The organism is Ruegeria halocynthiae, assembly GCF_000743705.1.
Classification (GTDB): domain Bacteria; phylum Pseudomonadota; class Alphaproteobacteria; order Rhodobacterales; family Rhodobacteraceae; genus Ruegeria; species Ruegeria halocynthiae_B.
The window spans coordinates 702,401-714,746 of the sequence record NZ_JQEZ01000001.1 but is presented as its reverse complement, the minus strand read 5'-3'; the positions used below and the strand labels follow the sequence as shown (position 1 = coordinate 714,746).

Below are 12,346 nucleotides of genomic sequence, written 5' to 3'. Positions count from 1 at the left end.
GCCATGACCCAAATCGACTACACTCGCGCCGCCAAGTATTTTCTGCTGCAGGACTTCTGGGTCGGCATGAAGCTGGGGCTGAAGTATTTCTTCGCCCCCAAAGCCACCTTGAACTATCCGCATGAAAAGGGCCCGCTTAGCCCTCGGTTCCGCGGGGAGCACGCTCTGCGCCGTTACCCGAATGGCGAGGAGCGCTGCATCGCCTGCAAGCTGTGTGAAGCGATTTGCCCGGCGCAAGCCATCACCATCGACGCCGAACCGCGCGAAGACGGCAGCCGCCGCACCACGCGGTACGACATCGACATGACCAAATGCATCTATTGCGGTTTCTGTCAGGAGGCCTGTCCGGTCGATGCCATCGTCGAAGGTCCGAATTTTGAATTTGCCACGGAAACCCGCGAAGAGCTGTTCTACGACAAGGAAAAACTGCTGGATAACGGCGAACGCTGGGAAGCCGAGATTGCCCGCAATCTGGAAATGGACGCACCGTACAGATGAGCGACAACCCCACAAATCCCTTTGAGCAGATGCTCAAACAGGCGCAGGACATGGCCAAGGCGATGAACCCGGGGCTCGAGAATTTCTCGCCCAAAGGGTTCGAGACGCTGTGGCCCACCATGCCCAAAGAGGTCATGGAGATGATGTTCGGCAACACCGTCAACAAGGACGGTCTGGATGCCAAGACCCGCCTGCTGCTGACGCTGGCCGGGCTGACCTGTCAGGGCGCGCAGGCTGACGCCACGTTGCGTCAGACCGTACGCCACGCGCTGGAGGCTGGTGCCAAGAAACAAGAGATCGTGGAAACGATCGGTCAGATGTCGGTCTTTGCCGGCATCCCGGCCATGACCCGCGCGCTGGATCTGGCGCAAGAGGTCATGGGCGATAACGAGGATGAGGATCAATGACCGTCTTTGCCTTCTATCTGTTTGCCATTAGCGCCATCACCGGTGGGCTGTTCACGGTGATCAGCCGCCAGCCGGTACACTCGGTGCTGTGGCTGATCCTGTCTTTCCTGTCCGCGGCGGGGCTGTTCGTGTTGCTGGGGGCTGAGTTCGTGGCGATGCTGCTGATCATCGTCTATGTCGGCGCGGTCGCGGTGCTGTTCCTGTTCGTGGTGATGATGCTGGACGTGGATTTTGCCGAATTGAAGGCCGAGATGGCACGCTATATGCCGCTGGCCTTGCTGATCGGTCTGGTCATCCTGATGCAGTTCGTTATGGCCTTTGGCGCCTGGGACAGCGCGCAGGGTGCGTCGGCCAATCTGGCGCAGCCGGTGCCGGTGGATCGCCACAACACCGAAGCGTTGGGTGTCATCCTTTATGATCAATACTTCCTTCTGTTCCAACTGGCGGGTCTGATCCTGCTGGTAGCCATGATCGGAGCCATTGTGCTGACCCTGCGCCACCGCAAGGACATCAAGCGTCAGGACATCATCGGCCAGATGATGCGCGACCCGGCCAAGGCGATGGAGCTGAAAGACGTGAAACCGGGGCAGGGGTTGTGATGCGTAAAGCGATATTTGCCGTTGCCACTCTTAGTGTTGTTGCGTCGCAGGTCGGTGTCTTCGGAACGAATGCTCTCGCAGGCTCACATCCTTGGAGCGGGTCATTTGGCCCGGATGTTCCAGGGATGGACACAGAAGCTGTAGGGTCGTTCGTCGAACCACTTAATGGGTCAATATGCTCTTTTCCGTTTGGTTGCATTGACCAAAGACCCGGACTTATCCAGCTATACGAAAGCTTGCTACCATGATCGGACTTGAACACTACCTCACGGTCGCGGCGACGCTGTTCGTCATCGGCATCTTCGGTCTCTTCCTGAACCGCAAGAACGTCATCATTCTGCTGATGAGCATCGAACTGATGTTGCTGGCGGTGAATATCAACCTCGTGGCGTTCTCCAGCTTCCTTGGCGATCTGGTTGGGCAGGTGTTTACGCTGTTCGTTCTGACCGTTGCGGCGGCCGAGGCGGCGATTGGCCTGGCCATTCTGGTTTGCTTCTTCCGGATCCGCGGCACCATCGCGGTCGAAGACGTCAATATGATGAAGGGGTAAGAGACCATGGAAACCACCATCCTCTTTGCCCCGCTGGTGGGCGCAATTCTGTGCGGCTTTGGCTGGAAGTTCATTGGCGAAAAAGCCGCCATGTGGACGGCCACGGGTCTGTTGTTTCTGGCCTGTCTGCTCAGCTGGATCGTGTTCCTATCCTTCGACGGGCATACCCAGCACATCGAAATTCTGCGCTGGATCGAAAGCGGATCGCTGTCGACCAGCTGGGCCGTGCGTCTGGACCGGCTGACCGCGATCATGCTGATCGTGGTGACCACCGTTTCGGCTTTGGTGCACCTGTATTCCTTTGGCTACATGGATCACGACCCGCAATGGCGCGAAGGCGAAAGCTATAAGCCACGCTTCTTTGCCTATTTGTCCTTCTTTACCTTTGCCATGCTGATGCTGGTGACGGCGGATAACCTGGTTCAGATGTTCTTTGGCTGGGAAGGCGTGGGTGTTGCGTCCTATCTGTTGATTGGGTTCTACTATCGCAAACCGACGGCGAATGCGGCTGCGATGAAGGCCTTTATCGTCAACCGTGTCGGTGACTTCGGCTTTGCGCTGGGAATCTTTGCGCTGTTCTTCCTGACGGACAGCATCAATTTCTCGGACATCTTCGCATCGGCACCGAAACTGGCAGAAACACAGTTGCATTTCCTGTGGGGTGAGTGGAGCGCCATTGAAGTTATCTGTGTTCTTCTGTTCATCGGCGCGATGGGTAAATCGGCGCAGTTGATCCTGCACACCTGGCTGCCCGACGCGATGGAAGGCCCGACACCTGTGTCGGCGCTGATCCACGCGGCAACCATGGTGACGGCGGGTGTTTTCCTGATCTGCCGCATGTCGCCGCTGATGGAATTCGCGCCGGGTGCGACCGGATTCATCACGTTCCTTGGCGCGTCTACCGCGTTCTTTGCGGCGACCGTTGGCCTGGTGCAAACCGACATCAAACGTGTGATTGCCTATTCGACCTGTTCGCAGCTGGGCTACATGTTTGTTGCCGCAGGCGTCGGCATGTACTCGGCAGCGATGTTCCACCTGCTGACACACGCGTTCTTCAAGGCGCTGTTGTTCCTTGGGGCGGGTTCCGTGATCCACGCGATGCATCATGAGCAGGAGATGACGGAATACGGCGGTTTGCGTAAGAAAATCCCGTATACCTTTGCCGCAATGATGATCGGTACGCTGGCCATCACCGGCGTTGGTATTCCGCTGACCACATTCGGCTTTGCCGGGTTCCTGTCCAAAGACGCCATCATTGAAAGCGCCTTTGCCGGTGGGACCGGTTATGCCTTCTGGATGCTGGTGATCGCAGCGATGTTCACCTCGTTTTACAGCTGGCGTCTGATCTTCCTGACCTTCTATGGTGAGGAACGCGGCGACAAACACACGCATGATCATGCGCACGAAAGCCCGATGACCATGTTGATCCCGCTGGGGGTTCTGTCGCTGGGCGCGGTGTTTTCAGGGATGCTGTGGTATGGCAGCTTCTTTGGTCACGCGGACAAGGTCGGCAAGTTCTATGGCATTCCGGTGGCCGAAGCGTCCGAGCACGCCGAAGGTCATGATGCGGACACCCACGCGGCGCATGTCCAAGACGGCACGGCCGAGGCGCATCACGGCGATGACGCGCATGCGGATATCGGCCATGCCGACACGGCGCACGTCGATGAAGGTCACGGAGACGACACCCACGGTGAGAAAGACGCACATGGTGGCGATCATCACTATGTTTTTGCGGGTGAGCCGGGCGAGGGTGCGCTGTATATGGCACCGGACAACCATGTGCTGGACGATGCCCATGCGGCTCCGAAATGGGTCAAGGTCTCGCCTTTTGTTGCGATGGTTCTCGGCTTTATCGTGGCCTACTGGTTCTACATCGTGAACACGTCGCTGCCTGCACGTCTGGCTGCGAACCAGCGTCCGCTGTACCTGTTCCTGTTGAACAAGTGGTACTTTGACGAAATCTATAATGCGATCTTTGTCAAACCTACCATCGCGCTTGGCCGCTTTCTGTGGAAACGCGGGGATGGCAACACCATCGACGGGTTCCTGAACGGGGTGGCCATGGGCGTTGTTCCCTTCTTTACCCGCCTCGCAGGCAAGGCGCAGACGGGCTACATCTTTACTTACGCCTTCTGGATGGTTCTGGGTATCGCAGCCCTGGTCACCTGGATGTCGATCGGCGGAGGCGCTCACTAATGGATAATATCCTCTCCATCGTCACCTTCATTCCCGCTGTGGCGGCAGGCATTCTGGCCCTGTTCCTGCATGGCGAGGATGTGGCCGCACAGCGCAATGCGAAATGGGTTGCGCTGGTCGCGACCACGGTGACGTTTCTGGTCTCGATTGGCATCTACACAGGCTTTGATCCATCCAACACCGGCTTCCAGATGGTGGAAGAAGGGGAATGGCTGCTGGGTCTGAAATACAAGATGGGTGTGGACGGGATCAGCGTTCTGTTTGTGCTGCTGACCACATTCATCATGCCGTTGACCATCCTGGCCAGCTGGAACGTGACCGAGCGGGTCAAAGAATACATGATTGCCTTCCTGCTGCTGGAAACGCTGATGTTGGGCGTGTTCATGGCGCTGGATCTGGTGCTGTTCTACCTGTTCTTTGAGGCTGGCCTGATCCCGATGTTCCTGATCATCGGCATCTGGGGTGGGGCAAACCGGATTTACGCAAGCTTCAAGTTCTTTCTGTACACCTTCCTTGGCTCGGTTCTGATGCTGGTTGCCATGGTGGCGATGTATTCGGATGCGGGCACCACGGATATTGAGGCGCTGATGAGCCATCAGTTCTCCTCGGAAGGGTTCAGTATTCTGGGTGTCTATGTCGTCGGTGGGATGCAGACGCTGATGTTCCTGGCCTTTTTTGCCAGCTTTGCGGTGAAGATGCCGATGTGGCCGGTGCACACCTGGTTGCCGGATGCGCACGTCCAGGCGCCCACGGCGGGTTCTGTTGTTCTGGCGGCAATCCTGCTGAAGATGGGCGGCTATGGCTTCCTGCGCTTCAGCCTGCCGATGTTCCCCATCGGATCTGCGGTGATGACCGATGTTGTCCTTTGGATGTCGGCGATTGCCGTTGTCTACACCTCGCTGGTGGCGTTGGTGCAGGAAGATATGAAAAAGCTGATCGCTTATTCCTCGGTCGCGCATATGGGTTTTGTGACCATGGGGATCTTTGCCGCAAACCAGCAGGGGATTGATGGGGCCATCTTTCAGATGCTCAGCCACGGGTTCATCTCGGCTGCGTTGTTCCTGTGCGTTGGCGTGATCTATGACCGGATGCACACCCGCGAGATCGAAGCCTATGGTGGTCTGGTAATCCGGATGCCGGCTTATGCGCTGGTCTTCATGCTGTTCACCATGGCCAATGTGGGCCTGCCGGGTACATCCGGGTTTGTCGGTGAATTCCTGACCCTGATGGGCGCGTTCCAGGTCAACACCTGGGTGACGGCAGTGGCAGCAACCGGTGTGATCTTCTCGGCCGCTTATGCGCTTTGGCTGTATCGCCGGGTGGTCTTTGGCGATCTGATCAAGGAAAGCCTGAAAGCGATGACCGACATGAGCTCGCGCGAGCGGCTGATCTTTGCGCCGCTGATCGTGATGACGATCCTGCTGGGCGTCTACCCGTCGCTGGTGACCGATGTGATTGGCAATTCCACCGCCGCGCTGATTTCGAACTATGACACGGCTCTGGCCGCGGCTGAGGCCGTGACCCAGACTGCCGCTTCGCATTAAGGGGGCTTTGGAGACATGATCCAAGCTGATCTGACTGTAATCCTGCCGGAAATCGTACTGGCGCTCTATGCGATGGTGGCGCTGGTCGGGGCTGTCTACACGTCAAAAGACGGGTTGGCATCTGCTTTGGTCTGGACGACGGCGGGGTTGATGGCCTTGCTGGCGATCTGGATCGCGGCCAATGGCGATGGCACAAACGTCGCATTCAATGGAATGTTCGTGGATGACGGCTTTGCCCGGTTTGCCAAAGTCGCGATCCTGCTGTCGGCTGCGGCCGTTCTGGTGATGAGCCAGGAGTATATGGCGCGTCGCGACCTGCTGCGGTTTGAATACCCGCTGCTTATTGCTCTGGCGGCCGTCGGCATGATGATGATGGTCAGCGCGGGCGATCTGATGTCGCTTTACATGGGGTTGGAGCTGCAATCCCTGTCACTTTACGTTGTTGCCGCCCTGCGTCGCGACAGCGCGAAATCGACCGAAGCGGGCCTGAAATACTTTGTGCTGGGCGCGCTCAGCTCGGGCTTGCTGCTTTATGGCGCGTCGCTGATCTATGGCTTTACGGGTACCACGCTGTTCTCGGGGATCATTCAGACGGTTCACCATGGCGACGTGTCGATTGGATTGTTGTTTGGTTTGATCTTCCTGATTTCGGGTCTGGCGTTCAAAGTGTCCGCCGTGCCGTTCCACATGTGGACGCCGGATGTGTACGAAGGTTCGCCCACGCCGATCACCGCTTTCTTTGCAACCGCTCCCAAGGTTGCGGCCATGGCCCTGTTTGCCCGCGTGTTGCATGATGCGTTTGGCGGGGTGGTCAAAGATTGGCAGCAGGTCATCGTACTGTTGTCGGTCCTGTCGATGTTGTTGGGTGCTGTGGCCGCGATTGGTCAACGTGACATCAAGCGACTGATGGCGTTTTCGTCGATTGCCCATATGGGGTATGCGCTGATCGGTCTGGCCGCCGGGACCGAGATGGGCATCAAGGCGATGCTGATGTATCTGGCGATCTACGTGACCATGAATATCGGCACCTTTGCCTTTATCTTGATGATGGAGCGGGACGGAAAACCAGTCACGGATATCGACGCGCTGCGGCAGTATTCAAGGCATGAACCGGGCAAGGCGTTGGCCGTTCTTATCCTGATGTTCTCGCTAGCGGGCGTGCCGCCGATGCTGGGCTTTTTCGCCAAGTTCGGCGTCTGGCAGGCTGGCGTTGATGCGGGGCTGACGGGGCTGGTGATTGTCTCGGCGATTGCCTCGGTCATCGGTGCATTCTACTATCTGCGGATCGTGTTTTACATGTATTTCGGGGATGAAAACGAAGACCCGATTGAGACACACTCTTCGCCGGTTCTTTGGGTTGCCCTGATGGGGTCGGCGGCGCTGATGCTGGTTGGCATTTTCTATCAGTTCGGTATCGAAGGCGCGGCGGCTGCTGCCGCGGCAACACTTGTTAACTGACGCGCATTCCATCCAAATGCAGGGGCTCGGTCTTTTGACCGGGCCTTTTTGACATGACGGATTGGCCACAAGGATATGGGCTGCATGTCGTGCAGGAAGTCGACAGTACCCTGAATGAGGCGGCTCGCATCGCCCCGACGGCACAGGGTCCGGTGTGGATCATGGCCCACCACCAAACAGCGGCACGCGGGCGACGCGGGCGCGTATGGGCCAACCCCAAGGGTAATCTGGCTACGACGCTTTTGATGCGCCCCCAAGGCAATCCCGAACAAGCGGCACTGCGCAGTTTCGTGGCGGCACTGGCCCTGTTCGATGCCTGTGTCGCGGTCACAGGGCGCGCGGCTGGGTTGTCGTTGAAATGGCCCAATGATGTGTTGCTGAACGGTGGCAAATTGGCTGGTATCCTGCTGGAAAGCACCGGGCAGGGGCGTGAGCTTGCCTATCTGTCGATCGGGATCGGCGTGAACCTGTCCGAGGCACCGACACCTGGCGCGGTCGAACCGGGTGCGGTGCGGCCAGTTTCATTGCTGTCTGAGACGGGCACCGATGTATGCCCCGAGGATTTCCTGACGGAACTGGCTGCCGCCTATGCGGGCTATGAAACGCAGTTTGAGACCTATGGATTTGAACCGATCCGCACCGCCTGGCTGGCCCGCGCGGCGCGGCTGGGAGAGGTGATCACTGCCCGCACGGCCGCGTCCGAGACGGTGGGCACTTTTGAAACGGTGGACGCGGGTGGCAACCTTGTCCTAAAAACCGCCAAGGGCCGCGTGAACATACCTGCGGCGGATGTGTATTTCTGAAAGGGGCGCATATGCTTCTGGCAATCGACTGCGGTAACACGAACACCGTTTTCTCGATCTGGGATGGTGAGCAGTTTCTGTGTACCCTGCGCACCTCGACCCACCATTCCCGCACGGCGGACGCCTATTTCACCTGGTATTCCACGCTGGTGAAACACTATGGGATCGAGGCTGACATTACCGATGTCGTTATCGCCTCGACCGTGCCGCGGGTTGTGTTCAACCTGCGTATTTTTGCTGACCGTTTCTTTGGATGCAGGCCGCTTGTTGTAGGCAAGCCAGAATGCTTGTTGCCCGTGGTCCCGCGCGTTGATGAAGGGACGGTGCCCGGCCCGGATCGGCTTTCAAATGCCGTGGCGGCGTTCGACCGCCATGGCGGTGACGTTGTGGTTGTGGATTTTGGCACCGCGACCAACTTTGATGTTGTGGCGTCAGACGGGGCTTATGTCGGTGGGATCATCGCGCCGGGTGTGAACCTCAGCCTTGAGGCGTTGCATCAGGGGGCGGCGGCATTGCCCCATATTGATATTACGCGGCCCGACAAAGTGATTGGTACGAATACGGTTGGCTGCATTCAATCGGGCGTGTATTGGGGCTATTCCGGATTGATCGAGGGGCTGATTGCCCGGATCAAAGCGGAATACGGGATGCCGATGAAAGTCATCGGCACCGGGGGGCTTGCGCCTCTGTTCGATCAGGCAGATGTAGGGTTTGACGCGATCGAGGATGATCTGACGATGCACGGCCTGACCGTGATACATCGCTATAACAAGGAAAATGGCTCAACATGAGCAGTGAACGACTGATCTATCTGCCGCTGGGCGGCGCCGGTGAAATTGGGATGAATGCTTATGTCTATGGCTATGGTAAGCCAGGGCAGGAAAGGCTGATCCTTGTGGATCTGGGTGTGACGTTCCCCGACATGGACACGACGCCGGGCGTCGATCTGATCCACGCCGATATCACGTGGCTGCAGGAACGTGCCGACCGGCTTGAGGCGGTGTTCGTCACCCACGCGCACGAGGACCATGTGGGCGCTGTGGCCCATTGCTATAATGCGTTGGGCGCGCCGATCTATGCGCGCGCCTTTACGGCCAATATCGCACGCCGCAAGATGGAAGAGCACGGCCACCCCGAGGACGCGGTACAAACGCTTTCGGCATGGCCCGAACAGGTCAAGCTTGGCCCCTTTACGGTGGGCTTTTTGCCGGTTTCGCATTCGATTCCGGAAAGCGCTGCGTTGGTGATTGATACGCCTGCGGGGCGGATCGTGCATTCGGGCGACTTCAAACTGGATGCTAACCCCGTCGTGGGTGAACCCTTTGATCCCGAGCTTTGGGCCAGTGTGGCCAAGCCCGGTGTCAAAGCGTTGGTCTGTGACAGCACCAATGTGTTTTCCTCTCATCCCGGTCGGTCGGAATCCGAGGTTGGCCCCGAGATCACCAAGCTGGTGGCCAGCGCAGATGGTATGGTCGTTGCGACGACTTTTGCCTCGAATGTGGCGCGGGTAAAGACGCTGGCCGAGGCGGGCGTGCGGGCCGGGCGGTCAGTCGTTCTGTTGGGGCGGGCCATGCGGCGTATGGTCGAAGCGGCGACAGAAACCGGTATCTTGTCGGATTTTCCCAGCGTCATCAGTGCCGAGGAAGCGGTTGATCTGCCACGTCAGAACCTGATGCTGATCGTGACCGGCAGCCAGGGCGAACGTCGCGCCGCAAGCGCGCAGCTTGCACGTGGCAAGTATCGCGGGCTGGAACTGAAAGAGGGCGATCTGTTCCTGTTTTCGTCCAAAACTATCCCCGGAAACGAGCGGGGCGTGATCTTTATCATGAACCAGCTCAGCGAAAAGGGCGTCGATGTCGTGGACGACAGCGCGGGCCTGTATCACGTATCCGGCCACGCCAACCGCCCTGATCTTGAGAAAGTGCACGCGATTGTCGACCCGCAGATGGTGATCCCGATGCATGGTGAACACCGGCATCTGCGCGAACACACGAAACTGGCCGAGGCTGGTGGGCGCACAGGCATTCTGGCGATCAATGGCACCATGCTGGACCTGACAGGAAACGCCCCGCAAGTGGTTGATTATGTCGAGACCGGCCGAACGTATCTGGACGGAACGGTCAAGGTCGGCGCCCTGGATGGGGTTGTGCGTGATCGTATCCGCATGGCACTGAATGGGCATGTCACCGTGACGGTCATTCTGGACGAAGAAGACGAACCATTGGGCGAACCCTGGTGCGACACGATGGGCTTGCCTGAAACGGGAACATCCCGCGCGGCCTTGATTGACGTTCTGGAAGAAGACCTCAACCAATTCCTGATGCGGGCCGATGCCAAGACGCGGCGCGACGATGACAAACTGGAAGAGGCCATGCGCCGGATCGTGCGTCAGACCGCAAAAACCGAGATCGGCAAAAAGCCCGAAGTGACCGCGGTGATCAGTCGGCTGAAATAGGCTTCACCGGGTCAGTCCGCCTCGGGCATCGGATAACCCTTGATCTGCAGAAACAGGCTTTGTTCCTCGTTGTGCAGATAGAAGGGTACCGTTGTCGGGGGCTGCGGGTCTGTGACGCGGGCAGTGATCTCTGCCAGAACCACCTCGGTGATAAAGGGCAAGTCCAGGTCCCGCGCCTTATCCAGAGCCACCCATTGCAGGTGCGAAAGTTCGTCAGAAGCGCGGCTAAAATCGTCGAGATCGCCGTGGATCGCATCGGCGTCCACTAAAAAGAACCGCGCGTCGAAACGGCGCGGGCGACCGGGGGGCGTTACCGCCCGAAAGACAAATTGCAGGGCACTGGCCGAGGGCAGATATCCCATCCGGGCAAAGCTTTGCCAGTCTACTGGAATGTCACCGGCCCATGTACCCGGTTCACCAAGAACCAGACCGGTTTCTTCCCACAGTTCACGGATCGCTGCGACCGTCAAAGCAGTTTCCAGCCCTGGTTGCGACTGTTCAGCCAGCCGTTCGGTGCATCCACCCGGCAGGCCGCTGGCCAGCGGCACAGCCGCATCAGCCGCGTCTACGGCACCGCCGGGGAACACGAATTTGTTTGGCATGAAAGCAGCCTTCGCCCCCCTTTGACCCATCAGGATCATGGGGTTGGTCATACGGTTCCGTAGAACGATGACCGTGGCCGCATCGCGTATCGCGGTTTTGTCTATAGTCATGCGCCGCGCGACCTGCTTGCCCGGATCATTGCGCTTTTTCAAACCCATGCATGCGACGGGCCCATTGATACGCCACAACAGCGCCCTTCATCCTTGGCAAAAGAAACAGCGAAAGTGCTGTACAGCCGACGGCCAAAATCAAAAACATCGTCAACGGTTCGGGGCGCCACTGAACATAGGAAACATGCAAAGCCGGAGCCAACAGGTGACCAACAAGCAGGATGGTCAGATAGGCTGGCCCATCGTCCGCCCGGTGGTGAAACAGTTCCTGACCGCAATTGGCGCAGCCGTCATTCACCTTCAGATAGCTGTGCAGCAATTTACCCTCGCCGCATTTTGGGCACCGGCAACGGAACCCCTTGACCAGAGCTGGCCAGGTCGGGCGGTCATTCTCGGTCGTGGTGTCGATCGTCTGATCTGTCATTGTGATACTCGCGCGTTCAAATTAGCAGGATATTGCGCTTGTTTTGGCCCCCAGAAAAGGGGGGTGCGTCGCTTTGCATCGCAGGCATCTATCAGACACAGCGTATATCCGGGAGGGGTAACTTGCAAAAAAAATGCGCTTTTTGCGACGGAAGTCTGTCCGGGCCGCGTTTGAACCTATGTGAGCAGCGGCAAAGGGGCCGCAAAAACAAGGGAAAACGACATGAAAAGCGCCAAGTTTATTCCAGCCATCATCCTTTCGGCTGTTACTGTCACAGGCACCTCGGCTCTGGCCGCAGGTCCGCGTAATCACGATCCTGTGACGTTTCAGGAACTGGATGCTGATGGTGATGGTCAGATCACTCAGGACGAGATGCAGGCCCATCGCAGCCAGCGTTTCACCAATGCGGATACCGGCGGAGACGGTCAGCTGAGCGTTGAGGAAATGCAGGCCGCCGGTCAGAAAAAGGCCAATGATCGCGTGACCAAGATGTTTGAACGCCACGATGCCGATCAGGACGGCTTTCTGACGCAGGACGAGTTGCCCAAACCGCGCCGCGCTGGCAAGATGTTCGACCGTATCGACACGGATAACAGCGGTACGATCTCGGAACAGGAATTTGCCGATGCAAAGGACAAAAAGGGCCGGAAGCACAAGAAGGGCGACAAGGCTGGCTCTGACGATAGCTGATGCGGG

Annotated in this window: 13 protein-coding genes; 11 read left to right on the top strand and 2 right to left on the bottom strand. The window is 58.2% G+C overall.

Going from position 1 to position 12,346, the window contains the following annotated elements; translation table 11 throughout:
* The first annotated feature begins 3 nt into the window (after positions 1–3).
* From nuoI to JT51_RS03410, 10 genes are all read left to right on the top strand, one after another.
* Positions 4–498 carry an NADH-quinone oxidoreductase subunit NuoI gene (nuoI, locus tag JT51_RS03455; protein ID WP_037307839.1) on the top strand — a complete coding sequence of 165 codons (495 nt, stop codon included), beginning with the start codon at positions 4–6 and terminating at the stop codon, positions 496–498.
* Positions 495–905: a carboxymuconolactone decarboxylase family protein gene (locus JT51_RS03450; protein ID WP_037307836.1), complete on the top strand. Its 411-nt coding sequence runs from the start codon at positions 495–497 to the stop codon at positions 903–905. The genes nuoI and JT51_RS03450 overlap by 4 nt, the downstream gene beginning before the upstream one ends.
* Positions 902–1,504 carry an NADH-quinone oxidoreductase subunit J gene (locus JT51_RS03445; RefSeq protein ID WP_037307833.1) on the top strand — a complete coding sequence of 201 codons (603 nt, stop codon included), beginning with the start codon at positions 902–904 and terminating at the stop codon, positions 1,502–1,504. Before JT51_RS03450 ends, JT51_RS03445 begins: the two co-directional genes overlap by 4 nt.
* A gap of 244 nt (positions 1,505–1,748) precedes the next feature.
* Positions 1,749–2,054, top strand: coding sequence for an NADH-quinone oxidoreductase subunit NuoK (gene nuoK / locus JT51_RS03440; protein WP_037307830.1), 306 nt, complete (start codon positions 1,749–1,751; stop codon positions 2,052–2,054).
* Between the two features lie 6 nt (positions 2,055–2,060).
* Positions 2,061–4,253, top strand: coding sequence for an NADH-quinone oxidoreductase subunit L (nuoL, locus tag JT51_RS03435; protein ID WP_037307827.1), 2,193 nt, complete (start codon positions 2,061–2,063; stop codon positions 4,251–4,253).
* A complete protein-coding gene (locus JT51_RS03430) occupies positions 4,253–5,797 on the top strand; it encodes an NADH-quinone oxidoreductase subunit M (RefSeq protein ID WP_037307825.1) in 1,545 nt (514 codons plus the stop codon). The genes nuoL and JT51_RS03430 overlap by 1 nt, the downstream gene beginning before the upstream one ends.
* A 15-nt stretch (positions 5,798–5,812) precedes the next feature.
* Positions 5,813–7,255 carry an NADH-quinone oxidoreductase subunit NuoN gene (gene nuoN, locus JT51_RS03425; RefSeq protein WP_037307822.1) on the top strand — a complete coding sequence of 481 codons (1,443 nt, stop codon included), beginning with the start codon at positions 5,813–5,815 and terminating at the stop codon, positions 7,253–7,255.
* 53 nt (positions 7,256–7,308) lie between these two features.
* A complete protein-coding gene (locus JT51_RS03420) occupies positions 7,309–8,058 on the top strand; it encodes a biotin--[acetyl-CoA-carboxylase] ligase (RefSeq protein WP_037307817.1) in 750 nt (249 codons plus the stop codon).
* A gap of 11 nt (positions 8,059–8,069) precedes the next feature.
* The gene (locus tag JT51_RS03415) at positions 8,070–8,849 is read left to right on the top strand and encodes a type III pantothenate kinase (RefSeq protein WP_037307815.1); all 780 of its coding nucleotides are present in this window, start codon (positions 8,070–8,072) and stop codon (positions 8,847–8,849) included.
* Positions 8,846–10,513, top strand: a complete 1,668-nt coding sequence (locus tag JT51_RS03410; protein WP_037307813.1) for a ribonuclease J — start codon at positions 8,846–8,848, stop codon at positions 10,511–10,513. Before JT51_RS03415 ends, JT51_RS03410 begins: the two co-directional genes overlap by 4 nt.
* A gap of 11 nt (positions 10,514–10,524) precedes the next feature.
* Here JT51_RS03410 and JT51_RS03405 read toward each other — a convergent pair whose 3' ends face one another.
* Entirely contained in the window at positions 10,525–11,226 is a 702-nt protein-coding gene (locus JT51_RS03405; RefSeq protein WP_037309407.1) for an NUDIX hydrolase, read from the bottom strand.
* Between the two features lie 25 nt (positions 11,227–11,251).
* On the bottom strand, positions 11,252–11,650 hold the full coding sequence (locus JT51_RS03400; protein ID WP_037307810.1) for a DUF983 domain-containing protein: 399 nt from the start codon (positions 11,648–11,650) through the stop codon (positions 11,252–11,254).
* A gap of 222 nt (positions 11,651–11,872) precedes the next feature.
* Between JT51_RS03400 and JT51_RS03395 the strand changes: the two genes are divergently transcribed.
* The gene (locus JT51_RS03395) at positions 11,873–12,340 is read left to right on the top strand and encodes an EF-hand domain-containing protein (RefSeq protein ID WP_037309404.1); all 468 of its coding nucleotides are present in this window, start codon (positions 11,873–11,875) and stop codon (positions 12,338–12,340) included.
* The last annotated feature ends 6 nt before the right edge of the window (positions 12,341–12,346 follow it).